Origin of the sequence: Streptomyces sp. GQFP (genome assembly GCF_021545335.1) — a bacterium.
Lineage (GTDB): Bacteria > Actinomycetota > Actinomycetes > Streptomycetales > Streptomycetaceae > Streptomyces.
On record NZ_CP089312.1, the window covers coordinates 7,876,466 to 7,900,434 of the forward strand.

The following is a 23,969-nucleotide window of genomic DNA, read 5'->3' on the forward strand; positions in this document are numbered from 1 at the left end:
CCCGCTCCTCAGTTGTGTGGAGAGGCCATGTTCATGGAGGAGAGCCGTGGGGTGTGAGGGATGCCGGGTTCTTACCGAGTCAATTCACCCTCACGTCATCTGAGCCACCGGAAGTTCACCGACAACGCCAACGTGCCGCCACCCGGGCCTGGGTGACGGCACGTCAGCTGCGCACGTGACGCGGGGTCAGCTCACCTGGCCCATGCCCGCCGCGTTCGGCCAGCTCTGGGCGGCGGGCCAGCCCGTCGCCGGGGCGGGGGCCAGGCCCGGTCCGGTCGTGCCGCGGACCTGGGCGGCCGTGAGGCCGTTGCGGGCCGGGACACCGGACGGGGTGGGCTGCTGGCCCATCGGCATCTGGGGCTGCTGCATCTGCGGCTGGGGGACCGGCTGCGGCTGCTGCTGCATGGGCTGCTGCATCTGCATGCCCCCGCCGTAGCTCTGCGCACCGCCGTAGCTCTGCGCGGCCATCGCGGCCGGCATCTGCTGCATGGCGGCGGGCATCGGCATGGCGGGCGCGGGGGACGGCATGCCGCTACCGAGGGCCTGAGCGGCAAGGCCGGGCATACCGCCCCCGTTGGTGGCACCGACGAGTCGGTCCACCGCCGCCGTGCCCGAGCTGTAGTTGGTCCCTGTACCCAGCTCGGGCACGGCGGCTCCCCTCCTGCTCCCGTAGAGCACCTGTTCCAGGCCGGACACCAGGCGACGCACATCCACCTGGGGGCGTACCACGAGGCGCAGGAAGCGGCTGGACGAGCCGATCTTGTTGCCGCACTCACGGACCAGGATGCGGTGCTCGGTGAGCAGCCGGTCGCGGACCACGGTGCCTTCGGCGCCGACGGGAAGGCGCACGAAGAGGAAGTTGCCCTGCGACGGGTAGACCGTCAGGCCGGGCAGGGAGGAGAGCTGGCTCGCCATGTCGAGGCGGTCACGGCGTACCTGCTGGAGGCTCTGCATGTACTCCTGGCCGTGCTCCTTGAGCATGAACACCACGTACTCGGCGAAGGCGTTGAGGTTCCACTTCGGCAGCATCGAACGGACGCGGCCCGCGAGCGACGGGTTGGCGACCATGTAGCCGAAGCGGATGCCGTGCAGACCGAAGTTCTTGCCGAGGCTGCGCAGGACGATCACGTTGGGGCGGATCATCGCCTCCTGCACGACGCTCGGTTCGGCCTCCGCGTCGGCGAACTCCAGGAACGACTCGTCGATGATGACGAGGTCGAGGTCGGCCATCGCGTCCATGAACTGCACGAGCGCGTGCTTGTGCAGGAAGCCGCCGTCGGGGTTGTTGGGGTTGCAGATGACGGCGACCCGGGTGCCGCGCGCCCGGATGAACTCGGCGTACTGGGCGAGGTCGAGGTTGAACCCGCTGGACTCCTGGAGCGGGAACATGTCGACCCGCTTGCCGGTCTCCATCGGCTGGTCGGTCCAGCGGCCGAAGGTGGGGACGGGGACGGCGAGGGACTCACGGACCAGCAAGTGGTCGATCCATGTGATCAGTTCGGTCGAGCCGTTGCCCATCGCCACTGCCTGCGGCGGCAGTTGGAGCAGATTGCAGAGCTCCGCCGTGATCGTGTCGGCGCCGCTCGGGTAGAACGTGATGATGTCCCGCAGCCGCGCCGACATGGTGTCCATCATGGCGGGGGTGGGGAAGTACGGGTTGCAGGGAATGCAGAAGTCGACCGGACCGGTCCCGTCGCTCTCTCGCGCCAGCGCAGCCATTGACGGGCTGTGTGCCGCCGTGCTGCGAAACAGCGAGGTGACGTTGTCGGCCATGGAACCTCCGTATGTGGCGAACCCGTTGGGGAGGACGGGCCCTCCGTCTTTGGGTGGCCCGCGCGGGGGAGCGCGGGCCGCCCTTAGATACGGATACCTGTGGGGCGCTGTTCAACGGCTGTGGTTTCGATGGGAATTTGTGAAACTCCTGTGAAGCCGATCATCACCCTTACCGTTGGTAACGTTTGCTGTCACCATGGCTGATGGAGATTACGCGCCGAATGAGTGGATCGTCGTCGTGCGATAAATCCGGTCGGGGCGCAGCACGGTGGAGGGGAAATCCGGCCGGTTCGGGGAGTCCGGGTAGTGCTGGGTCTCCAGGCACAGCGCGTCGCCCTGGCGGTGGATCGTGCCGCCGCTGCCGACGAGGGTGCCGTCGAGGAAGTTGCCCGAGTAGAACTGGAGCCCCGGCTCGGTGGTCGCGATCCTCAACGTCCGCCCGGACACCGGGTCCTTGAGCGTGGCGACGTGCTCCGGCTCCGCCGTGACGCCCTTGTCGAGCACCCAGTTGTGGTCGAACCCCTTGGCGTACAGCAGCTGTTGGTGTGCGGCGCGCAGATCCGCGCCGACCGTCTTGGGCGCACGGAAGTCGAAGGGCGTGCCCGCGACCTCGGCCGGCTCACCGGCCGGGATCAGACCGGCGTCGACGGGGGTGTAGCGGGCGGCGGCGATGTCCAGCTCGTGACCGAGGACCGAGCCGCCGCTCCCGCCGGCCAGGTTCCAGTAGACGTGGCTGGTGAGGTTGACGGCGGTGGCCCTGTCGGTGGTCGCCTCGTAGTCGATCCGCCAGTCGCCGTCCTCGGTGAGGGTGTAGGTCACCTTCGTCGTGAGGGTGCCGGGGAAGCCCATCTCGCCGTCGGCACTGGTGAGTTGGAGACGCAGGCCGACGTCCGTGCCCTGCTCGAAGGGCTCGATGTCCCACACCCCCTTGTCGAAGCCCTCGGCCCCGCCGTGCAGGCTGTTCCCGCCGTCGTTGACGGACAGTTGGTACGAGGTGCCGTCCAGCGTGAACCGGCCCGCGCCGATCCGGTTGCCGTACCGGCCGATCAGCGCGCCGAAGTAGGGGCTGGCGGCGACGTAGTCCTCGATGCTGTCGAAGCCCAGGGAGACATTGGCGTACCGGCCATCCCGGTCCGGGATCTCCAGGGACTGCACGATCCCGCCGTACGACAGGACCTTCAGCCGGGTACCGCCGTTCTCCAGCGACCAGCGGTGGATCTCCGTCCCGTCGGCGAGCTTGCCGAAGAGTTCCTTCATGGTGTTCCTGCCTCCCCACATGCGGAGGGGCCTCGCGGACGGACTGCCCGCGAGGCCCCGGCGAACTACCTGTCTACGAACCGACCTTGCGCTTGTTCCACACGTCGAACCCGACCGCGGCCAGCAGGGCCAGGCCCTTGATGACCTGCTGCCAGTCGGAGCCGACGCTGAGGAGGTTCATGCCGTTGTTCAGCACGCCGAGGACGAGACCGCCGATGATCGCGCCGAGGATGGTGCCGACACCGCCGCTCATGGACGCGCCACCGATGAACGCCGAGGCGATCGCCTCGAGTTCGTAGTTGAGGCCCGCCTTCGGCGAGGCGGCGTTGAGGCGGGCGGCGATGGCCATACCCGCCAGGGCCGCGAGCGCGCCCATGTTCAGGAAGACCAGGAAGGTGACCTTCTTGTCCCGGACGCCGGACAGCTTCGCCGCCGGCAGGTTGCCGCCGATCGCGTAGATGTGGCGGCCGAAGACGGCGTTGCGCATGACGTAGCCGTAGCCGACCACCAGGACACCGAGGATCAGCAGGATGATCGGCGCGCCCTTGTAGCTGGCGAGCAGCATCGTGACGACGAGGATCGCGGCGACGATGGAGACGAGCTTGAGCAGGAAGATGTTCCTGGGCAGCACCTCCAGCGCGAACTCCTGCTGGCGCCCCCGGTCCCGGACCTCCTGCAGCACCGCGAAGACGATCAGCGCGAGGCCCAGCAGCAGCGTGAGGTTGTGGTAGTTGGTCTCCGGACCGGTCTCGGGCAGGAAGCCGTTGCCCATCTTCTGCAGACCGTCCGGGAACGGACCGAGGGTCTGGCCCTCCAGCAGGATCTCCGTCAGCCCGCGGAAGATCAGCATGCCGGCGAGGGTGACGATGAACGACGGTATGCCGCCGTACGCGATGAAGAAGCCCTGTACCGCGCCCGCCACCGCGCCCATCAGCAGGCACAGCACCACGGCGACCGGCCACGGCACATCGTGCTGCACCGTCAGTACGGCCGCGAACGCGCCCACGAACGCCGTCAGTGAGCCGACCGACAGGTCGATGTGGCCCGCGATGATCACCAGCATCATGCCGATCGCGAGGATCAGGATGTAGCTGTTCTGCAGGACCAGGTTGGAGACGTTGCGCGGCAGCAGCAGGTCGCCGTCGGTCCAGACCGCGAAGAGGGCGACGATCAGGCCGAGGGCTATCAGCATGCCGTACTGGCGCATGTTGCGGCGCAGGCCGTCCAGCACCAGCTGGAGCAGGCCACCGCCGGTGGCCGAGCCGCCGGACTTCCCGGGCGGCGCCGGGGCCGGGGTCTTGGCGGTCACATCCGTGCTCATCGGGATACCTCTTTGTCCTTCGTCATCTGGCGCATCAGCACTTCCTGCGTGGCCTCGGCCCGCGGGACCTCGCCCGTGAGCCGCCCGGCGGCCATGGTGTAGATGCGGTCGCACATACCGAGCAGTTCGGGCAGCTCGGAGGAGATGAAGACGACCGCCTTGCCTTCGGCGGCCAGCTTGTCGATCACCGTGTAGATCTCGAACTTGGCGCCCACGTCGATCCCGCGGGTCGGCTCGTCCAGGATCAGCACCTCGGGACCCGCGAAGATCCACTTACTGAGGACGACCTTCTGCTGGTTGCCGCCCGACAGTTTGCCCACCGGCTCGAAGACGGTCGGCGCCTTGATGTTCATGGACTTGCGGAAGCCCTCGGAGACCTGCCGCTCCTCGTGCTCGTCGACTACACCGCGCTTGGAGACCTTGCCCAGGGCACTGAGCGAGATGTTGCGGTTGATGGTGTCGATGAGGTTGAGGCCGTAGTGCTTGCGGTCCTCGGTGACGTACGCGATCCCGTGGCCGACCGCCTCGGGCACGGTCTTCGTACGGATCTCCTTGCCGTCCCTCAGGACCGTGCCGTCCGTGTACCGGCCGTAGGTGCGCCCGAAGACACTCATCGCGAGTTCGGTGCGGCCCGCGCCCATCAGGCCCGCGATGCCGACGATCTCGCCGCGCTTGACGTTGATCGACACATCGTCGACCACCTTGCGCTGCTGGTCGATCGGGTGGTGCACGGTCCAGTTGCGGACCTCCAGGGCCGGGGCCGCGCCCACCTCTCCCTCGTACGGGGTGCGCTCGGGGAACCGGTGGTCGAGGTCGCGGCCGACCATTCCGCTGATGATCCGGTCCTCGGTGGTCTCCGCCGCCTTCACGTCGAGGGTCTCGATGGACCGCCCGTCGCGCAGGATGGTCACCGAGTCGGCGACCTTGCGGATCTCGTTGAGCTTGTGGGAGATGATGATCGAGGTGATGCCCTGGTTCTTCAACTCCAGGATGAGATCGAGGAGTTTGCCGCTGTCCTCGTCGTTGAGCGCGGCGGTCGGCTCGTCGAGGATGAGCAGCTTCACCTTCTTCGACAGCGCCTTCGCGATCTCCACGAGCTGCTGCTTGCCCACGCCGATGTCGGTGACGCGGGTCTCCGGGTGGTCGTCGAGGCCTACCCGGCGCAGCAGTTGGGACGCGTGCCGAAGGGTCTCGTTCCAGTTGATGAACCCGCGCGTGGCGTGCTCGTTGCCGAGGAAGATGTTCTCGGCGATGGAGAGATACGGCACCAGGGCCAGTTCCTGGTGGATGATCACGATGCCGTGCTGTTCGCTGGCCCTGATGTCCTTGAAGGTGGAGATCTCCCCCTCGAAGAGGATGTCCCCCTCGTAACTCCCGTGCGGGTGGACGCCGGAGAGGACCTTCATCAAGGTCGACTTGCCGGCGCCGTTCTCCCCGCAGATGGCATGGACCTCGCCCTGACGGACCGTCAGCGTGACGTCCGACAGCGCCTTGACGCCAGGAAAGGTCTTGATGATCGAGCGCATTTCCAGGACGGGTCCCGCCATGGTCGTGCCTTCCAATCCCTAGAGTGCGGCGGTTACTTGAGGTCGCTCGCCTTGATGTAGCCCGAGTCGACGACGACCTTCTGGTAGTTGTCCTTGTCGACGCTCACCGGCACCAGCAGGTACGCGGGAACGACCTTCGAGCCGTTGTCGTACGTCGTGGTGTCGTTGGTCTCCGGTGTCTTGCCGTTGAGCGCCGAGTCGACCATGTTCGCGGCCACCTTGGCGAGTTCGCGGGTGTCCTTGTAGACGGTCATCGACTGCTCGTCCGCGATGATCGACTTCACCGAGGCGACCTCGGCGTCCTGGCCGGTGACGACCGGCAGCGGCTTGCTCGCACTGCCGTAGCCGTCCGACTTCAGCGCCGAGATGATGCCGATGGAGATACCGTCGTACGGCGAGAGCACCGCGTCGACCTTGCCGCTCTTGTACGAGGCGGTGAGGATGTCGTCCATGCGCCGCTGCGCGGTGGCACCGTCCCAGCGCAGGGTGGTGACCTGCGTCAGCTCGGTCTGGCCGGACTTGACGACAAGCTGCTTCTTGTCGATGTACGGCTGCAGGACCTTCATCGCGCCGCCGAAGAAGTACCGCGTGTTGTTGTCGTCGTTGGAGCCCGCGAACAGCTCGATGTTGAACGGGCCCTTCTTGGAGCCGTCCGCCAGGCCGAGCTTCTCCAGGATGTAGTTGCCCTGGAGCTCGCCGACCTTCTCGTTGTCGAAGGACGCGTAGTAGTCGACGTTCTTCGTGCCGAGGATCAGGCGGTCGTAGGAGATGACCGGGATCTTGGCGTCGGCGGCCTGCTGGAGCACGTTGTTCAGCGACTTGTTGTCGATCGCGGCGACGATCAGCGCGTCCACACCCTGCGTGATCATGTTCTCGATCTGTGAGACCTGCTGGTCCGGCTCGTCCTCGCCGAAGACCAGCTTGGTCTTGAAGCCCTTGGCCTCCAGGTTCTTGACGACGTTGGCGCCGTCGGCGATCCAGCGCTCGGAGGACTTGGTCGGCATGGAGATACCGATGGTCGCGTCCTTGGTGTCGCCGGAACCCGCCTCGCTGCCACCTTCACTGCTCTGACCACAGGCAGTGAGGGAGAGGGCGAGAGCGGCGGAGGAGGCTATGGCGGAGAGTGCGGCTCTGCGAGTACGCATGATCATCATCCTTGATGTCTTGAGGCCAGGAGCTGGAGCTGGAGCTTTTGCGGGAGCGGTCGGCGGTACGGGCGCCCTTGAGGCTGAGCGAGAGGAGACCGAGAGAAGTCGTGTCGGAGTCTGTTCGACTCCGTCGCGTTTTGTGAAGGGGAGTTGTCCGTAACGTTATGCAGGCGTTTCGAACCGCTTGAGGGCGCCCGGCAGCCGCGAGCCGAGCGGCGCCATGTCGCCGTCCGCCCCGTGCCGCGCGAGCAGGTCCAGAGCGAGCCGGCCGCGCCGCACCCGCTCCTTGGCCGTGGACAGCGTCAGGTCGCGCATGTGGTTCCCGTAGGGGTAGATCCCGGGCGCCTTGGACAGCCCGAACTTGAGGTAGAGCGGTGCGCCGCGTCTGATCAACTCGGCGACCTCGTACATCCGCACATAGCCGCCGAGGTCGTCCGGCGCCTCGATGTACATGTCCATCGGAGCGGCCGACACCCGCCGGATCTCGGTGAGATGATCGAGCGTCAGATCGCTCGGTACGTTGATCGAGTCGCCACCGAGGTTCTCGTACACCGCGTACGCGCTCGGGTTCACCGGACCGATCAGCGCCGACACCTTGAGCGTCGTGTCGGCGGGGATGATTCCACCGACTCGGGCCCGGTGCAGGGTCCACAGCACGCCCTCGTCGGCGACGAGCAGGCACTTGACGCCCAACTCCGTTGCCCTGACGGCGTCTTCGACGCACCCGGCGACCGCGTCATGGCCCCGGGCGCGCAGCCCGCCGCCCTTGGAGTCGGTACGGGTGGAGCCGCCGATGTCCCAGGTGCCGCGCGGACCGGTGAACAGGCACAGCTCGATGTCACGCTCGGCCGTCGCCTCCACCATCTCGGTGATCTCGGCGTCGGTGAGCATCCAGACACCGCTGCCCTGGCTGACCCGGTGGATCGGCACATCGAGCCGCGAGGACTCCTTGAGGACGACGCCGAGCGCCTCGGGCCCCTCCACGGAGGGCACCTCGGTGCGCCAGCGACCGCCGCCGGGGAAGGTGTGCGGGGAGGAGTCGGAGGGGTCGAGTGCGGGCACGTCCAGGCCGAGCGCGGCGAGCGCCTGCTCTCCGGGGCGGCGGGCTGCGGAGGCGGTGGTGTCGGTCACAATCTGTCCTTCAGGTTCGGCAGGTTCGGTATTTCGGACGAGGTTCGCGGCTCTGGGTGCACAAGGCTTTGGATGTACGCCGGTACGGGGTCGTCAGGTACCCCGTACCGGCGTACGGCTCAGGGGTGTGTCATGGCCGCAGCAGGACCTTTCCCACCTTCGGGTCGCCGGACCCCACCAACTCGATGGCCTGCGGAAACTCCTCCAGCGGCAGCTCGTGCGTGACCAGCGGCAGCGGATCGAGGAGCCCGGCCCCGAAGACCCGCACCGTGTGCGCCCACGCGTCCGGCGCGGCGCCGAACACGGTGTGCACCTCCAGCTGCCGTACGACGAGATCCGTCGGGTCGAGCCCGTCCGCACCCGGCGCCGGGATCCCCGTCAGGACCAGCCGGCCACCGCGCCGCAGCAGGGCGGCGGCGGTACGCGCGGCGTCCGCGGACCCGGCGGTCTCGATGACGACGTCGAAGTCGTCCGGGAGCTCCTGGTCCTTCGTACGGAAGTCCGTGGCGCCGAATCTCTTCGACAGCTCGGCCCGGTCCGGACGTGTCCCCACGACCAGCAGCTCGGACGGCGAACCCGCCTTCAGGAACTGCACGGCGAACATCCCGAGCGTCCCGGTGCCCACCACGGCCACCCGCTCACCCGGAACGGCGTTCGCCTTGAGCGCGGCGGCCGCGATGCACGCGGCCGGCTCAAGGAGCGCCGCCGCCGTGAGATCCGCGTCCTCCGGCAGCACGTGCAGCAGCCGCGCGGGCAGCGTCAGCGTGGCCGCCATCGCGCCGGGCTCGGTGAACCCGGTCTCCTCGTACCCGGCCGTGCACAACGTTGTCTCGCCCGCGTGACAGCGGTCGCACACCTGGCAGTTGCGGAAACCTTCCCCAACGACCTTGCGGCCCACGAGAGTTGCCGGAACCCCGGCCCCGACCGCCGCCACCGTCCCGGACCACTCGTGGCCGGGCGTGAGCGGGTAACGGACGTACCCCTCGGGCCTGTTGCCCTGGTAGACCTCGCGGTCGCTGCCGCAGATCCCGGCCGCGTGGACCCGTACGAGGGCCTCGCCGGCCTCCGGCTGCCGAGGCTCGTGCGGCACCAGCCGGTGCTCGCCCGGAGCCTCGATCACCACGGCGCTGCTCACTCGGTCCCCTTGGGCTTGCGCTGCTCCCAGCCCTCGGCCCACAGGTCGAAGCGGGCCTGCTGCTGCGGGAACTCCGCCGCCGCGTCCACGTCCAGCTCGACACCGAGGCCGGGCTTGTCGGAGAGGTGGAAGTAGCCGTCGACGACCTCCGGGGCGCCCGAGACGACCTTCTTGATCTCCGCGTCCGCGAAGTCGTTGAAGTGTTCGAGGATCTTGAAGTTCGGGGAGGTGAACCCGACCTGGAGCGAGGCGGCCGTCAGGACCGGCCCGCCCACGTTGTGCGGCGCGACCAGCACGTAGTGCGTCTCGGCGGTCGCGGCCAGCTTGCGGGTCTCCCAGATGCCGCCGATATGACCGACGTCCGGCTGGATGATGTCCACGGCCTGACTCTCGAACAGTTCCCGGAACTCGATCCGGTCGTGGATCCGCTCACCCGTGGCCACCGGGATGTCGACCTTGGCGGCGACCTTCTCCAGCGCCTTCAGGTTCTCCGGCGGGCAGGGCTCCTCCAGCCACGCGGGCTTGAAGGGGGCCAGGTCCTTGGCGAGGCGGACGGCGGTGGCGGGGGAGAAGCGGCCGTGCATCTCCAGCATCAGCTCGGAGTCCGGCCCGATCGCGTCGCGCACGGCCTCGATCAGGGAGACCGCGTACATGCTCTGCTCGTGGTCCAGCTCGAAGTGGCCGGTCCCGAAGGGGTCGATCTTGAGCGCCTTGTACCCGCGCTCCATGACGCCCTGCGCCGCCTTGTGGTACGCCTCGGGCGTGCGCTCCGTGGTGTACCAGCCGTTGGCGTACGCCTTGACCTTGTCGGTGACCTTGCCGCCGAGGAGCTGCCACACCGGTACGCCCAGGGCCTTGCCCTTGATGTCCCAGCAGGCCATCTCGATCACGGCGATGCCGGACATCACGATCTCGCCGGCCCGGCCGTAGTCGCCGTACTTCATGCGCTTGACCAGATCCTCGACAGCGAACGGGTCGGAGCCGAGAATGTGGTTGGTCTTCGCCTCGTGCAGATAACCGAGCAGTGCGTCGGTGTGGCCCAGCATGCGGGTCTCGCCGACGCCGGTGAGTCCCTCGTCGGTGTGCACCTGGACGTAGGTCAGGTTCCGCCACGGCGTCCCGACCACGTGCGTGCTGATTCCCGTGATGCGCACGGTACTCCCTAAGTCCTTTGGCCTGTTCGAGATATCGTCACCTGTTCGAAATGCTGTCGCGACAGTAAGGACGCATTGGCCGGGGTGTCAATGGGGCGAACGCACATCACTTCGCCGTGTCGTGGACGGCCGTCATCGGCGCCCACATCGCCGCGCCGCGGCCCTCCCGCCCCCCGCATGCTGCGTTATCCAACCGTGACGCCTTCCTGATGCAGCCCTCTTGACCGGCATGAATTGTTAGCGCTCACAATGACCTCCGCGTTCACCAGTTGTCGCCCGACGGCATCCAAGGAGGTCCGAGAGTCATGTCGGCAGTGCCCCAAATGGCCTTCCCGCCCGGTGCCTTGGGGCAATCCGGAGCCCCGGAGTGAAGTCGGCGGCGCGGAAACGACCGCCCGCACCACAGGACTTACCCGCACAGGCCTTATCCGCAGACGATCGCCAGGGAGGTGCCGTGAGCAACCCGCAGAGCAGCTCGCAGCTCCGGCCGCCCACCATGGCCGACGTGGCACGCCAGGCCGGCGTGTCCCACCAGACCGTGTCCCGCGTCCTCGGGGATCACCCCAACGTACGGATCGAGACCCGGGCCAGGGTGCTGCACGCCATCGAGGAGATGGGCTACCGCCGCAACTCCTCCGCCCGGGCCCTGGCGACCCGGCGCACCCTGACCCTGGGTGTGGTCGCCTCCAACACCACGCTCTACGGACCGGCCAGCACGCTCTTCGCGCTGGAGGACGCCGCGCGTGCCGAGGGATATCTCGTCTCGACGGTCAGCCTGCGCGAACTGACGGTCGAGACACTGTCCGAGGCCCTGGACCGGCTCAGCGAAGGCGGGGTGGAGGGAGTGATCGCCCTCGCCCCCCAGCGCTCGGCGGTCGAGGCCCTCACCGAACTCCGCCACCCCTTCCCGGTGGTGGCCGTCGGAACCGGGTCCGGCGTGGAGATCCCCAGCGTCAACGTCGACCAGCGGCTCGGCGCCCGGCTGGCCACCGGCCATCTGCTCGCCATGGGTCACCGCACGGTCTGGCATCTCGCCGGGCCCGAGGACTGGCAGGAGGCCGCGGACCGGGCCGACGGCTGGCGGACGACCCTCGAAGCGGCAGGGGTGGAACCGCCCTCGCCGCTGCGCGGGGACTGGAGCCCGCTGTCGGGCTACCGGGCAGGACAGGAACTGGCGGGCTGGGTGGGCCGCGGTCTGACCGCGGTCTTCGTGGCCAACGACCAGATGGCCCTGGGGGTGCTGCGGGCCCTGCGCGAGGCGGGCGTGCGCACACCCCAGGACGTGGCGGTGGTCGGCTTCGACGACATCCCGGAGTCGGAGTTCTTCGCCCCGCCGCTCACCACCGTCCGGCAGGACTTCTCGGCGGTGGGCTCGCGCTCCATCGCCCTGCTCCTTGACCTCATCGAGGGCCGGACGCCCTCCGGGACGTCCCAGGTCGCCATCGAACCCCAACTCCTCGTTCGCGCAAGCACGTTCCCGTACAACCCCTAGCACCGACCCGATCGTCCTCGCTTCAGCAATACGGTCGAAATCTCGAACAATGATCGACATGCTGGACGCCCTGTGCGAGCCGGCTCTTCAAAGGAGAAGACACATGTTCAGCAGACGAAACTTCCTCACCGCGGCGGTCGGCGTGGCGGCGGCGACCGGCCTCGCGGCCTGCGCCAAGGAGGACGACAGCGCCTCTGACACCGCCGGGGGCAGCGGCAGCAAGGCGCTCGTCCTCGGCTTCTCCCAGGTCGGCTCCGAGAGCGGCTGGCGCAGCGCCAACACCGACTCGGTGAAGGAGGCGGCCAAGACGGCGGGCTACACCCTGAAGTTCTCCGACGCGCAGCAGAAGCAGGAGAACCAGATCTCCGCGATCCGCAGCTACATCACCCAGGGCGTCGACGTCATCGCCTTCTCCCCGGTGGTCGTCACCGGCTGGGACGCGGTGCTCAAGGAGGCCAAGGCCAAGAAGATCCCGGTGGTCCTCACCGACCGCTCCGTCGAGACCTCCGACGAGTCCCTGTACGTCACCCTGGTCGGCTCCGACTTCACCGACGAGGGCCGCCGCGCCGCCAAGATCCTGGAGAAGGTCCTGGCGAAGGCCGGCAAGACGGGCGCCGTGAAGATCGCCCAGCTGGAGGGCACCACCGGTGCCGCCCCCGCGATCGAGCGCGCCAAGGGCTTCAAGGAGGTCATGGACGCCGACCACGCCGACGACTGGAAGATCGTCGTCAGCCAGACCGGCGACTTCACCCGGGCCGGCGGCAAGCAGGTCATGGCCGCCTTCCTGCAGTCCAACCCGGACATCGACGTGCTGTTCGCGCACAACGACGACATGGGCATCGGCGCCATCCAGGCCATCGAGGCGGCCGGCAAGAAGCCCGGCAAGGACATCCTGATCGTCACGGTCGACGGCGTGAAGGACGGCTTCATCGCGATGTCCGAGGGCAAGATCAACGCCATCGTCGAGTGCAACCCGCTGCTCGGCCCCCAGCTGATGGAGGTCGTCCAGAAGGTCAAGAACGGCGAGACGGTCGAGCGCTGGATCAAGACCGAGGAGGGCGACTTCATGCAGGACCAGGCGGCGGCCGCGCTCCCCACCCGCAAGTACTGACCCACCGCACGCATCGGCAGGGAGCCCTCATCAGCGGGGGCTCCCTGCGGGCCTGAACGCGATTCACGATTCAACGCGATTCAGGACTCAACGCGATTACGAGATTTACGCGATTCAAGATTCAAGAGGAGCGCTGCCATGGCAGAGCCGCGGCCCGTCCTGGAGATGACGGGCATAGTCAAGGAGTTTCCGGGGGTACGGGCTCTGTCGGGTGTCGACTTCCGGCTCTTCCCCGGCGAGATCCACGCCCTGATGGGCGAGAACGGAGCCGGCAAGTCCACCCTCATCAAGGTGCTGACCGGCGTCTACCCGCTGGACGGCGGCAGGATCACCCTCGACGGGCAACCCGTCCGCTTCGACAGCCCGCTGCAGGCACAGCAGGCCGGCATCAGCACCGTCTACCAGGAGGTGAACCTCTGCCCCAACCTCTCGGTGGCGGAGAACATCTTCATCGGACGTGAACCCACCCGCTACGGCCGCATCCAGTGGAGCCGTATGCGCAAGGAGGCCGCGGAGCTGGTCGACCGCCTCGGCCTCGACATCGACGTCACCGCGCCCCTGTCCTCGTACCCCCTGGCCGTGCAGCAACTGGTCGCGATCGTACGGTCGGTGGGCACCGGAGACAGCGACGGCGCCGGAGCCGGCACCAAGGTGCTCGTCCTCGACGAGCCGACGTCCAGCCTCGACCGCGACGAGGTCCTCGAACTCTTCCGCCTGATGCGGCAGTTGAGGGACGAGGGCGTGGCGATCCTGTTCGTCTCGCACTTCCTCGACCAGATCTACGAGATCTGCGACCGCATGACCGTCCTGCGCAACGGCGCCCTCGTCGGCGAGCACATGGTCAGCGAACTCGACCAGGTCGGGCTGATCCAGCTGATGATCGGCAAGGCCATGGACCAGCTGGAAGAGCTGCACGAGCACCAACTGCACGCCGACGTAGGCGAGTTGCTGCTCGCTGCGGACGATCTCGGCAGGACGGGCGGTATCGCCCCCTTCGACCTGGAGATCAAGAAGGGCGAAGTCCTGGGCCTGGCAGGCCTGCTGGGCTCCGGCCGCACCGAACTCGCCCGGCTGCTCTTCGGCGCCGACCAGCCCGACAGCGGCAAGGTCAGCATCGGCGGCAAGCAGGTCTCGATGAGCGCCCCGAACGACGCGATCGGCGCGGGCGTCGCCTTCTGCTCGGAAAACCGCAAGACGGAGGGCCTGGTCCCCGACCTGACGGTCCGGGAGAACATCATCCTCGCCCTCCAGGCGGCCCGCGGCTGGACCCGGCCCATCCCGGCCGCCCAACGCGACGAACTCGTCGCCAAGTACATCAAGGCACTGGACATCCGCCCCGCCAACCCGGAGGCCCGGGTAGGGCAGTTGAGCGGCGGCAACCAGCAAAAGGTGCTCCTGGCCCGCTGGTTGATCACTCAACCCAAGCTCCTGATCCTGGACGAGCCCACACGAGGCATCGACGTCGGCGCGAAGGCGGAGATCCAGAAGCTCGTGGTCTCGCTCTCCGAGGAAGGCATGTCCGTGCTGTACATCGCGGCCGAGTTGGAGGAGGTACTCCGGCTCAGCCACACCATCGGCGTGCTGCGCGACCGCAAACTGGTCGCCCGCATCGCCAACGGGCCCGAGATCACCCCCACCCGGATCCTGGAGACCATCGCGAGCGGAGAGCACCAGTGACCACCACTCCTCCGGCTCCCGCTCCCCGTTGGCGGGCGCTGACGCAGCATCACCTGTTCTGGCCGGTGGCCGTGCTGGTGGTCCTGCTGCTGATCAACGTTCCCTTCACCCCCGACTTCTTCTCGATCAAGATGACGGACGGCCACCTCTACGGCAGCCTCGTCTCGATCGTGCTGTTCGGCTCGCCGCTCATCCTGGTGGCGGTCGGCATGACCCTGGTCATCGCGACCGGCGGCATCGACCTCTCCGTAGGCGCGGTCGTAGCCATCACCGGCGCCCTGACCTGCTCGTACATCAGCGACCAGTCAGACCAGGACGCCCTGTCAGGAGTCTTCCTGGCGATGGGCACAGGCCTGGTGGCGGCGGTGATCTGCGGCCTCTGGAACGGCTTCCTGGTGGCCAGGATGGGTATCCAGCCCATCATCGCGACCCTCATCATCATGGTCGCGGGCCGAGGCGTGGCCCAGTTGATCACCGACGGCCAGATCATCACGATCAACAGCGAGCCGTACAAGCTGATCGGCGGCGGCTACTGGCTGACCCTGCCGTTCTCCATCTTCGTGGTCGCGGCGGTCGTCGCCGTCACGGTGGCCCTGACCCGCAAAACGGCCCTCGGCCTGCTGGTCGAGTCGGTCGGCGGCAACGCGGAGGCCAGCCGCCTGGTCGGCATCCGCTCCCGCCGCATCAAGATCATGTGCTACGTGTTCTGCGCCCTGTGCGCGGGCATCGCGGGCCTGATGATCAGCTCCAACACCTCGGCGGCGGACGGCAACAACGCCGGCCTGTGGATCGAGCTGGACGCGATCCTCGCGGTCGTCATCGGCGGTACGTCGCTCCTCGGCGGCCGGTTCTCGATCGGCGGCACGGTGGTGGGAGCCCTGGTCATCCAGACCCTCACGACCACGATCTACACCATCGGCGTACCGACCCAGACCAACCTGGTCTTCAAGGCCGCCGTCGTCATCGTCGTCTGCCTGCTGCAGTCGCCGAAGTTCCGCGCGAAGGTCTTCGGCAACAGGTTCGGCCCCGGGAAGTTCGGCTCCGGGAAGGGCGCGAAGGGCGGCAGCGGCACCTCGGACGCAGCCACCCCGGCGGACGCCGCCCAGACGACGACCACGGCAACCCCCAAGATGGAGGTGTCGTGATGAGCACGACCACCCAGACCCCCAAGATCCAGGACGACCGTCCGGGGACGTCCAAGGCCGCGCGCCTGCTGGGCGACCGGCGCCTGCCCGTCGTCGTGACGGCCACGCTCTTCCTCGTGATGTACGTCGTGGGCCTGAGCCGCTACCAGAACTACGGCTTCGGCGAACCGCAGGTGTTCCTCAACCTGTTCATCGACAACGGCTATCTACTGGTGGCCGCGGTAGGCGCGACCTTCGTCATCCTCTCCGGCGGCATCGACCTCTCGGTCGGCTCGGTGATCGGCTTCACGACGATGCTCACGGCGTGGCTGGTGGAGAAGCAGGGCCTGCCGATCCTCGTCGTCATCCCCATCGCGCTGGGCGTGGGAGCGTTCGGCGGCTTCCTGATGGGCTACGTGATCCACAACTTCGAGATCCAGCCCTTCATCGTGACCCTGGCCGGCCTCTTCCTCTTCCGAGGCCTGTGTCTGGTCATCAGCAAGGAGTCGATCGCCATCGACGACTCGTCGGTGAGCAGCATGGCGCAGGCGCAGGCCCAACTGGGCGTGGGCTTCCTGTCGATAGGCGCGATAGTCGCGTTGGTCGTCCTGGCGGCGGCCTTCTACATCCTCCACTACACCCGCTTCGGCCGGCGCGTGTACGCCATCGGCGGCAACGAGCAGTCGGCGATGCTGATGGGCCTCCCGCAAGGCGGCACGAAGATCGCGGTCTACACGGTGAGCGGCTTCTGCTCGGCGCTGGCGGGCCTGCTCTTCACGCTCTACATCCAGTCCGGCGACCCCCTGCACGCGACAGGCATGGAACTGGACGCCATCGCGGCGGTCGTCATCGGCGGCACGCTGCTGACGGGCGGCTCGGGCTATGTCCTGGGCACCCTGTTCGGCGTCCTGGTCCTGGGCCTGATCAAGAGCATCATCCAGTTCGAGGGAACGCTCAGCTCCTGGTGGACGAAGATCGCGACGGGCGTGCTGCTCTGCGCGTTCATCCTGATCCAGCGGGCCATGACGGCACGCGGGAAAACCTGAGCGCGGGAGAGGCACTGTGCGGGCTTGGGGTGGACCGGCCCCAAGCCTGCCAGCCTGTCATGAAGATGCCGGAAGTATGGCGTGGAATGGTCGGGCTTGACCTCAACTGGGCAAACGTGAAACGCCGGTTCCGCACGGAAACTTCACAGTCACCCCTAGGAACGCGCCCTACGGGGAACTTATTCTTCCCGCGTCATGGACTTCTGCCACCAGTGCCAACGGCACCTCAACGGCGCACTCGCCTGCCCGGGGTGCGGCTCATCGATAGCGCCCCTCCACACGCACGCGGCGGAGACCGACGCGCGCCCGGAAGAGGGCGGTGCCGATGAGGTACGGCGTCCGGGGCGGGCGGAAGCCCGGAGGGCGGGCCGCGGACGCGGACGCGGCCGTGTGGTCACAGAACCAGAGGCAGCGGACCCCGACGAGTACGACGACGAGGACGAGGCCGCCGAAGAGCCGGCCGGCAGCCGACGCGACCGCAAGGCCGCGGCACACCGACGACGCCGGAAGCGGACGCTGCTCGTCGCCGCGGGGTTCATCCTCGCGGCGGCCGGACTGAGCCTCGCGGAACTGGGCACGGACGCGCCAGGATCGAACCCGAAGCCCGCGGCGGCGGGCAGCGAGTCGGCGGACGGCTCGGCGACGACGGAGGCCGACGACACGGCGGAGCCCCTGTCCGACGAGTCCTCGTCGGCGGACGACGACGCATCCGACTCGGCGTCCCCGTCGGGGTCACCATCCCCCTCGGCATCGGAGAGCTCGGACTCCCCGTCCCCGACAGCCTCCCCGAGCAGAAGCAAGGACGCCCAGTCGGCCCCGGTCGGCTCGGCCCCGACCCCGACAAGGGGCGAGTCCTCGACCCCGACGGACTCGACGACCCCGTCCTCGGACCCGACCACAGCGGACCCGACCCCGGAACCGTCCCCTTCGGAGACGTGCGAGCAGTTCCTGTGGTGGTGCACTTAGGGGTTCACGGCGGTTTGCCGTACGGGCGCCAGGTGAACGGCTCGTGGTCATGGGGCCGGAGCCGAGCTACAACTCCCGCTCGGCCACGATCTCGCCCTCGACGACCTCGCCGGTGACGCGGAAGCCGAGCCGTGTGTAGAAGGGTTCGGGTCCGCCGTCGCCCGGCTGCCAGGACACCCACAGTCGGCGTTCGCCGCGCCGCCGGGCCTCGGCGCACACCTCCGCCACCGCGAAGCTGCCGTACCCCTGCCCCTGGAGGTCCGCGGCGATGTTCAGCCGCCACAGATAACTCCGGTACGGCTCCACCGGATGCGCCGGGTCGAAGCCGGCCATGACGAACCCGACCAGCCGCTCCCCGTCGCAGATCACCCGGGGCCAGGCCGTCTCCCCGTACGCGTACGCCTCGGCGAGCGAGGTGACGACCGGATCGACGAAACGCTCCTGGTCGGGCCGCACGCGCAGCCGGCACGCCGCGTCGACGTTGTCCGGTGTGACCTTCGCCAGATACAGGGATGAACTCACGGATCGGCGCTCCTCGAATGACCGGTCGGCATCCACTACTACCACCGGGCGCCGAGGAGTTGCCACGGAGTGGAACGCACAGGAGCCTCCTGCGAGTCCGTAGAGGCCCCCACCTCTGCCCTACGCCTCCGCCATCCGCACCAACAACCCCCGCAGCAGTACCCGCTCCTCCTCCGACAGCCCCGCCAGCGGCTCCCGGGCGAAGTTCAGGGACTCGCGCAGGCTCCGTGCGACCCGGACCCCCTCCTCCGTGCACGCGGCCAGCTTCACCCGGCGGTCCGAGGGGTCGGGGCGGCGCTCGACCAGGTCGCGGGACTCCAGCCGGTCCACGATCCCGGTGACGTTCGACGGCTCGCAGCGCAGCTTCCGGGCCAGTTGCCGCATCGGCAGCGGGCCCAGGGAGAGCAGGCTCAGCAGACGGGCCTGGGCTCCGGTGAGGGAGTGCTGCGTGGCCGCCTCCTCGTACTCCTGGTGGTAGCGGGCCACGACCGCGCCGATGAGGTCGACGACCTCAAGGGTCAGGGGGTCGGGGCGGCGAGTCTTCTCCGGTGTGGCCATGCTCTCCAGGCTACCCCTTTGCTTGACAACATGAAATATTCAGCTGCATTATTGTTTCAGGTTCTGAAACAACTGAGCCTGAAACATCTGAGCCCCACCGGAAGGCCCCCCTCATGCCCGACAGCTCCGCCCCCGCCCCGCTGCCCACCGTCAACCGCGAATGGCACCTGCTCAGCCGTCCGGTCGGCCGGCCCAAGACCGGGGACTTCGCCCTGGTCGAGGCCGCGGTCCCGCAGCCCCGCGAGGGCCAGGTGCTGGTGCGGAACCTGTACGCCTCGGTGGACCCGTACATGCGCGGTCGGATGAGCGACGCCAAGTCGTATGTCGCCCCCTTCGAGCTGGGCAAGGTCATGCAGGGCGGGGCCGTCGGCGAGGTCGTCGCCTCCAACGCCGAGGGTCTCGCCGTCGGTGACCACGTCCTGCACTTCCTGGGCTGGCGCGAGTACGCGGCCGTGAACGCGAAGGACGCCGTCAAGGTCGACCCCGAAGCCGCCCCGCTGTCCACGTACCTCGGCGTGCTCGGCATGACCGGCCTCACCGCCTACGCGGGCCTCCTGCGCACCGCCTCCTTCAAGGAGGGCGACACCGTGTTCGTCTCCGGCGCCGCCGGTGCCGTGGGCGGCCAGGTCGGACAGATCGCCAAGCTCAAGGGCGCCGCCCGGGTCATCGGCTCCGCCGGATCCGACGACAAGGTCAAGCTCCTGGTGGAGGAGTACGGCTTCGACGCCGCCTTCAACTACAAGGACGGGTCGGTCAGCGAGCAGCTCCGCAAGGCGGCCCCCGACGGCATCGACGTGTACTTCGACAACGTGGGCGGCGACCACCTGGAGGCGGCCATCGGCTCCCTCAACCTGCGCGGCCGGATCGCCATCTGCGGCATGATCTCCGTCTACAACAACACGGAGCCCGCCCCCGGCCCGAAGAACCTCGCCCGTCTCATCGCGACCCGCGGCCGCATCGAGGGCCTCCTCGTGGGCGACCACTACGACCTCCAGCCGCAGTTCGTCCAGGAGGTCGGCGCCTGGGTCCGCTCCGGTGAACTCAAGTACCGCGAGACGGTCGTCGAGGGCATCGACAACAACCTGGAGGCGTTCTTCGGGGTGCTGCGCGGCGACAACACCGGCAAGATGATCGTCCAGTACTGAACCGACCTTCGTACGCCGGTGGTTGTCGAGTACGACGGAGGCCGCACCCCTGGACGTGGGGTGCGGCCTCCGCCGTGGAATCGGTACGTGGGTCAGTCGCGCAGCGCCGCCGCGTGCACCGCCCGTACGAACCGCTCGTTCTCCGGTGCCGCTCCGCCCGGGAAGGCGAACCGGCGGCGGGTGTAGCCGTACGCCAGGCCGCTGTGCGGGTCGGCGAAGGCCTGGGAGCCGCCCGCGCCGCTGTGGCCGATCGTGTTGGCACCCAGGAACGGGTAGGCCACGTCCGCGGTCTTCTGGAAGCCCAGGCCGAACGATTTGTGGGCCCGGGCCACCAGGTCGTAGCCGGTCGAGTGGTACTGGCCGAACTCCGCGACCGTGTCCGGCTTCAGCAGCGGCGCGTGCTCCCCGACCTCACTGATCGCCGCCGCGTACAGCCCGGCCAGCCCCCGAGCCGACGCCACCCCGCCGACCGACGCGGGCCCCTTGGCGCGGACCACCCGATGGTTGGGCAGTGATTCGAGGTCGGTGGGCTCGGCCCCGTGGCGGTTGAAGGCGATCGACGCGAGCGTGTGCGGCCCGGAGGGGAGCGAGTCCAGCAACTCCCGTTCCTCCGGGGTCGGTTGCATCGGCTGGACGGTACGGAAGCGTGGCTCCAGCGCCTCCGGCAGGCCCAGGTAGAAGTCGAGCCCGTAGGGAGCCCGCACCCGCTCCTCGTGGACCTGCTGGAGCGTACGGCCGGTTGCCCGCCGGACGATCTCGCCGGTCAACGCGCCGATGACGAAGGCGTGGTAGCCGAACGCCGTCCCCGGGCGCCAGAACGGGCGCTGGTCCGCGAGGCGTTCGGCGATCAGCCGGTCGCAGGCCAGCTCCTCCAGGGTGAACCCGGTGTCGGCGCCGACCAGGCCGGCCCGGTGCGCGAGCAGGTCGCGCAGGGTCAGCGTCGACTTGTCCTCGGCGGCGAACTCCGGCCAGTAGTAGGTGACTTTGCGGTTCAGCTCCAGCGTGCCCTCCTGGACCAGGACGGCGACCACGAGATGGGCGGCGCCCTTCGTGGACGAGTACACGCCGTAGAGGGTGTCCGGTCCGGTGTCCGGGCCCGCCCACAGGTCGACGACCCGCCTGCCGTGCACATACGCGCACAACTGGCCCTCGTAGTCGGGCGGTTCACCGGCGACGAAGGCGGCGAACTCCTCCCGCACCGCCTCGAACCCGTCGCTGACAGTGCCGTGGATCTCCTGCGTCATCCGCTCTCCTCACCTACTGCAGCTGTGCCGTGCGGGGCGCCACTGTGAACAACGCCCGTGCGACCTGCGCGAACTCCCCCTTGGGATGATCCCGGAAGAGCGGCTCCGTACCGAACAGTACGGCTCCCGTGCCGCTGACCACGGAGGGCCGTCCGGACGCGGCCGTGGGGCCGCCCGAGCCGTCCGCCAGCGCCCGCCAGTGCCCGGAGACGAGGGGGTTGCCGCTCGCGTACGACTGCTCGACCCGGACCTCGGGGCCGAGATCGGTGAACCAGACGGGCGCGTACACAAAGCCGTGGCCGGGGGCGCCGGCAGTCACCGGCCCCGAATTCACCACCCGTACAACGCCGTTGCCATCCCCGTTGCCCTCGACCGCCTTGACCGCGAGCACCCCGGCGGCGGAGTTCAGCGCGGCCCCGGCGGCACCCCGGCCGACGAGCCCCCGGGAGTCGAGGAAGGCGTCGAGTGCCGTACGGGCGGCCGTGTTCAGTCCCTCGTACTGCACCCCCTGCGACACGAACAGCACATCCACCCCCGACCAGGCGAAACCGGCGTTGAGGACGTCCGTCGACACCGGAGTCACCTCGAAGTTCATCTCCCGCAGCGCGAACAACTCCCCGGGCGTGACGGCAGCCGCGACCCGCGTGCGCCGCAGCGCAGTGGTTCCGGCCTCCTTCGTCGAGTCGAAGGCCACGTCGTACGTACGGGCCACCGCGCCCGCCTTCTCGCGCGCCGACGCCGGGACGATCGCACTGCCGTCCGCCGCCCGCCGTACCGAAACCCCGTCCCGCAGAAGGGAGTTGAGGGCGGCGATCTCACGCGGATCGTCGAGCCGCAGCCGCAGATCGCCGTACGGAGCGACATACCCGACCCGCGTGGCAGCACTCACCGCCCGCACGGGCACGCCCAACAGGCTGCCACTGCCCACCGGTTGGACGGTCGCGCCCCACAACCGGCCCAGGCTCCAACCCGAGATGTCGTACATCACCGACACCTTGTCGCTGATGTCCCGCCCGTCGGCGAGCAGCACATTGGCGAGCCCGCGCTTCGGCTGGCGCATGTCGACGACGTACGAGCCCTTCGCGTACGTCCGTCCGACGAGCCGGAAGGCGTGGGTGGCGCGGGTGACCTTGACGTCGTTGGCGAGCAGGTGGTCGACCAGCCGGGCGGCGGCGGGCGCGGACCGCTGGGCCGAGGCGCCCGCCGGGATGACGTATGCCCGGGGGAAGGTGGTCGTGTAGACATCCTCGGGCCCGATCCCCGGAACCCCCGGGACGGTCTGCTCCGACACCGGCACCTGCGCGGCCCCGGCCGCCCCGCGCCGGAAGACCTCGATCTGGTCGGCGACGAGCGAAGTCCGGTGATCCTGCACGTAGTTGAGGGTCGCGTCGATGGCAGCCCCCGCCACGGCGACATTGATCGCGGAACGGCGCCGCAACTCGTCCACCGGGAGAGTGTCGTAGGCGCGGTTGTTGACCGTCAGCGGGATCTCGACGGTGTGCGCGGCGACCGTGCCGTGGAAGGCCGCGTACTGCGGGGTGAAGATCGGCGGCCAGTCGTCCCAGCCCTCCTCCTGATCACGGAACGGGATCTGGGCGGCCTCGACGCCGTCCTTCTGCGGGGTGTAGCCGAGGCCGTTGACGGCGGCCTCCATCCCGAGCGCGTTGGCGTAGGTGTTCTTCAGGAAGAGGTCGTACTCGTAGTTCTCGCCGTGCGGGGGAGTGGTGGGCTCGATGAGCGTGCCGTTGACGTATCCGTGCACGTCGAGCATGACCGTCGGCTGCTTGTCGATCTCGATCTCCCGCATCGCCCGCCCCTCGGGCTGCGAGGAGGTCACGAAGTCCCGGTTCAGATCGAACCCGTTGGCGTTGGCCCGGGTGCCGGCGATCCGGCCGTCCGGGTTGGCGGTGATGTTGAAGTAGAGCCGGGAGTGGGCGAGCAGGTCCTTCGTCTTGGCATCGGTGGCGGTCGCGAGCCGCTCGATCAGCTTCAGGGAGGCGTCGGTTCCCTCCCACTCGTTGCCGTGGATGTTGTTGTTGACGAAGACGGGCGCCTTGTAACTCCGCTTGATCGTCTGGCTCTTGGCGGCGACCGCGGGCGCGTTCTCGATCAGCTCGCGCATGCCCTCCTGGGTGCGCGTCTGGGCCGCGCTCTCCGGCGCGGTGACCGTGACGAGGTAGAGCCGGTGCCCGCCCGCCGACCGGCCCGCGACCTCGACGCTCACCCGGTCGCCCAGCCGCTGAAGGGCGTTCAGCTTCGGAGCGATGGCGTGATACGGGACCAGGCCCAGCTTGATGGACTTGTCGGCCGGGTTCTCCGGATCGGGGGACAGGGTCTGTTCACGGGGGTAGCCGCGACCGGTGCCGGTGAGCGCGGTGGCGGTGTTCGTGAGGGCACGGGTGGCCGCGCCGGCCGGCGCGGTGGCGGCGCGTTCTCCCTCCGCCGGTCCCTCACGCGTCACGGGCTTGCGGTCGGCTGTGGCGGTGTGGGGGGCGAGCAGGAACGAGCCCGCCATGGTGACGACGAGGGCGACAAGCAGCACGGGCCGCTGAACAGACCGCTGAACAGGTCTCGGTGGAACGGGGCTTGTGGGGCGCACGCGTACCTCCTCCAAAGGC

General features: G+C 68.6%; 19 protein-coding genes. 7 read left to right on the top strand and 12 right to left on the bottom strand.

Features of this window, described 5'->3' with window-relative positions:
- Positions 1–186: 186 nt before the first annotated feature.
- The 8 genes from LUX31_RS35565 to LUX31_RS35600 form a co-directional block, all read right to left on the bottom strand.
- A complete protein-coding gene (locus tag LUX31_RS35565) occupies positions 187–1,773 on the bottom strand; it encodes a pyridoxal phosphate-dependent aminotransferase (RefSeq protein ID WP_235479416.1) in 1,587 nt (528 codons plus the stop codon).
- A gap of 210 nt (positions 1,774–1,983) precedes the next feature.
- Positions 1,984–3,030 (bottom strand): aldose epimerase family protein, encoded by a 1,047-nt coding sequence (locus tag LUX31_RS35570; RefSeq protein WP_443046030.1) that lies wholly within the window; start codon positions 3,028–3,030, stop codon positions 1,984–1,986.
- 73 nt (positions 3,031–3,103) lie between these two features.
- Entirely contained in the window at positions 3,104–4,351 is a 1,248-nt protein-coding gene (gene mmsB / locus LUX31_RS35575; RefSeq protein ID WP_235479418.1) for a multiple monosaccharide ABC transporter permease, read from the bottom strand.
- Positions 4,348–5,898 (bottom strand): multiple monosaccharide ABC transporter ATP-binding protein, encoded by a 1,551-nt coding sequence (gene mmsA / locus LUX31_RS35580; protein WP_235479419.1) that lies wholly within the window; start codon positions 5,896–5,898, stop codon positions 4,348–4,350. Before mmsA ends, mmsB begins: the two co-directional genes overlap by 4 nt.
- A 32-nt stretch (positions 5,899–5,930) precedes the next feature.
- Entirely contained in the window at positions 5,931–7,043 is a 1,113-nt protein-coding gene (gene chvE / locus LUX31_RS35585) for a multiple monosaccharide ABC transporter substrate-binding protein (protein ID WP_235479420.1), read from the bottom strand.
- A 165-nt stretch (positions 7,044–7,208) separates the two neighbouring features.
- Positions 7,209–8,177 (bottom strand): hypothetical protein, encoded by a 969-nt coding sequence (locus tag LUX31_RS35590; RefSeq protein ID WP_235479421.1) that lies wholly within the window; start codon positions 8,175–8,177, stop codon positions 7,209–7,211.
- 130 nt (positions 8,178–8,307) lie between these two features.
- Positions 8,308–9,312, bottom strand: a complete 1,005-nt coding sequence (locus LUX31_RS35595; protein ID WP_235479422.1) for a zinc-dependent alcohol dehydrogenase — start codon at positions 9,310–9,312, stop codon at positions 8,308–8,310.
- Positions 9,309–10,466, bottom strand: a complete 1,158-nt coding sequence (locus LUX31_RS35600) for a mandelate racemase/muconate lactonizing enzyme family protein (RefSeq protein WP_235479423.1) — start codon at positions 10,464–10,466, stop codon at positions 9,309–9,311. The genes LUX31_RS35595 and LUX31_RS35600 overlap by 4 nt, the downstream gene beginning before the upstream one ends.
- Before the next feature lie 496 nt (positions 10,467–10,962).
- Between LUX31_RS35600 and LUX31_RS35605 the strand changes: the two genes are divergently transcribed.
- The 6 genes from LUX31_RS35605 to LUX31_RS35630 all read left to right on the top strand — a co-directional run bounded on the left by LUX31_RS35605 (position 10,963) and on the right by LUX31_RS35630 (position 17,882).
- Positions 10,963–11,958: a LacI family DNA-binding transcriptional regulator gene (locus tag LUX31_RS35605; protein ID WP_235480172.1), complete on the top strand. Its 996-nt coding sequence runs from the start codon at positions 10,963–10,965 to the stop codon at positions 11,956–11,958.
- 103 nt (positions 11,959–12,061) lie between these two features.
- On the top strand, positions 12,062–13,069 hold the full coding sequence (locus LUX31_RS35610) for an ABC transporter substrate-binding protein (protein ID WP_235479424.1): 1,008 nt from the start codon (positions 12,062–12,064) through the stop codon (positions 13,067–13,069).
- Positions 13,070–13,207: 138 nt separating this feature from the next.
- Entirely contained in the window at positions 13,208–14,746 is a 1,539-nt protein-coding gene (locus LUX31_RS35615) for a sugar ABC transporter ATP-binding protein (RefSeq protein WP_235479425.1), read from the top strand.
- Positions 14,743–15,891 (top strand): ABC transporter permease, encoded by a 1,149-nt coding sequence (locus LUX31_RS35620; RefSeq protein WP_235479426.1) that lies wholly within the window; start codon positions 14,743–14,745, stop codon positions 15,889–15,891. Before LUX31_RS35615 ends, LUX31_RS35620 begins: the two co-directional genes overlap by 4 nt.
- The gene (gene yjfF, locus LUX31_RS35625; protein ID WP_235479427.1) at positions 15,891–16,916 is read left to right on the top strand and encodes a galactofuranose ABC transporter, permease protein YjfF; all 1,026 of its coding nucleotides are present in this window, start codon (positions 15,891–15,893) and stop codon (positions 16,914–16,916) included. The genes LUX31_RS35620 and yjfF overlap by 1 nt, the downstream gene beginning before the upstream one ends.
- Positions 16,917–17,111: 195 nt before the next feature.
- The gene (locus tag LUX31_RS35630; protein WP_443046031.1) at positions 17,112–17,882 is read left to right on the top strand and encodes an SCO2400 family protein; all 771 of its coding nucleotides are present in this window, start codon (positions 17,112–17,114) and stop codon (positions 17,880–17,882) included.
- Positions 17,883–17,948: 66 nt separating this feature from the next.
- On the opposite strand, the gene LUX31_RS35635 is transcribed toward LUX31_RS35630, so the two are convergent.
- Together LUX31_RS35635 and LUX31_RS35640 are read right to left on the bottom strand one after the other, a co-directional pair.
- A complete protein-coding gene (locus tag LUX31_RS35635) occupies positions 17,949–18,404 on the bottom strand; it encodes a GNAT family N-acetyltransferase (RefSeq protein WP_235479429.1) in 456 nt (151 codons plus the stop codon).
- A 120-nt stretch (positions 18,405–18,524) separates the two neighbouring features.
- The gene (locus tag LUX31_RS35640; RefSeq protein ID WP_235479430.1) at positions 18,525–18,962 is read right to left on the bottom strand and encodes a MarR family winged helix-turn-helix transcriptional regulator; all 438 of its coding nucleotides are present in this window, start codon (positions 18,960–18,962) and stop codon (positions 18,525–18,527) included.
- 113 nt (positions 18,963–19,075) lie between these two features.
- Between LUX31_RS35640 and LUX31_RS35645 the strand changes: the two genes are divergently transcribed.
- Positions 19,076–20,107: an NADP-dependent oxidoreductase gene (locus tag LUX31_RS35645; protein ID WP_235479431.1), complete on the top strand. Its 1,032-nt coding sequence runs from the start codon at positions 19,076–19,078 to the stop codon at positions 20,105–20,107.
- A 92-nt stretch (positions 20,108–20,199) separates the two neighbouring features.
- Here LUX31_RS35645 and LUX31_RS35650 read toward each other — a convergent pair whose 3' ends face one another.
- Positions 20,200–21,351, bottom strand: coding sequence for a serine hydrolase domain-containing protein (locus tag LUX31_RS35650; protein ID WP_235479432.1), 1,152 nt, complete (start codon positions 21,349–21,351; stop codon positions 20,200–20,202).
- A 13-nt stretch (positions 21,352–21,364) separates the two neighbouring features.
- Positions 21,365–23,866, bottom strand: coding sequence for a M14 family zinc carboxypeptidase (locus tag LUX31_RS35655; protein WP_235480173.1), 2,502 nt, complete (start codon positions 23,864–23,866; stop codon positions 21,365–21,367).
- Positions 23,867–23,969: the final 103 nt, after the last annotated feature.

Coding starts and splice junctions, on each gene's coding strand:
- LUX31_RS35570 (WP_443046030.1), bottom strand. CDS start 3,030: ATGAAGGAACTCTTCGGCAAGCTCGCCGACGGGACGGAGATCCACCGC.
- mmsA (WP_235479419.1), bottom strand. CDS start 5,898: ATGGCGGGACCCGTCCTGGAAATGCGCTCGATCATCAAGACCTTTCCT.
- LUX31_RS35640 (WP_235479430.1), bottom strand. CDS start 18,962: ATGGCCACACCGGAGAAGACTCGCCGCCCCGACCCCCTGACCCTTGAG.
- chvE (WP_235479420.1), bottom strand. CDS start 7,043: ATGCGTACTCGCAGAGCCGCACTCTCCGCCATAGCCTCCTCCGCCGCT.
- LUX31_RS35655 (WP_235480173.1), bottom strand. CDS start 23,866: ATGGCGGGCTCGTTCCTGCTCGCCCCCCACACCGCCACAGCCGACCGC.
- LUX31_RS35630 (WP_443046031.1), top strand. CDS start 17,112: ATGGACTTCTGCCACCAGTGCCAACGGCACCTCAACGGCGCACTCGCC.
- yjfF (WP_235479427.1), top strand. CDS start 15,891: ATGAGCACGACCACCCAGACCCCCAAGATCCAGGACGACCGTCCGGGG.
- LUX31_RS35605 (WP_235480172.1), top strand. CDS start 10,963: ATGGCCGACGTGGCACGCCAGGCCGGCGTGTCCCACCAGACCGTGTCC.
- LUX31_RS35615 (WP_235479425.1), top strand. CDS start 13,208: ATGGCAGAGCCGCGGCCCGTCCTGGAGATGACGGGCATAGTCAAGGAG.
- mmsB (WP_235479418.1), bottom strand. CDS start 4,351: ATGAGCACGGATGTGACCGCCAAGACCCCGGCCCCGGCGCCGCCCGGG.
- LUX31_RS35650 (WP_235479432.1), bottom strand. CDS start 21,351: ATGACGCAGGAGATCCACGGCACTGTCAGCGACGGGTTCGAGGCGGTG.
- LUX31_RS35610 (WP_235479424.1), top strand. CDS start 12,062: ATGTTCAGCAGACGAAACTTCCTCACCGCGGCGGTCGGCGTGGCGGCG.
- LUX31_RS35565 (WP_235479416.1), bottom strand. CDS start 1,773: ATGGCCGACAACGTCACCTCGCTGTTTCGCAGCACGGCGGCACACAGC.
- LUX31_RS35645 (WP_235479431.1), top strand. CDS start 19,076: ATGCCCGACAGCTCCGCCCCCGCCCCGCTGCCCACCGTCAACCGCGAA.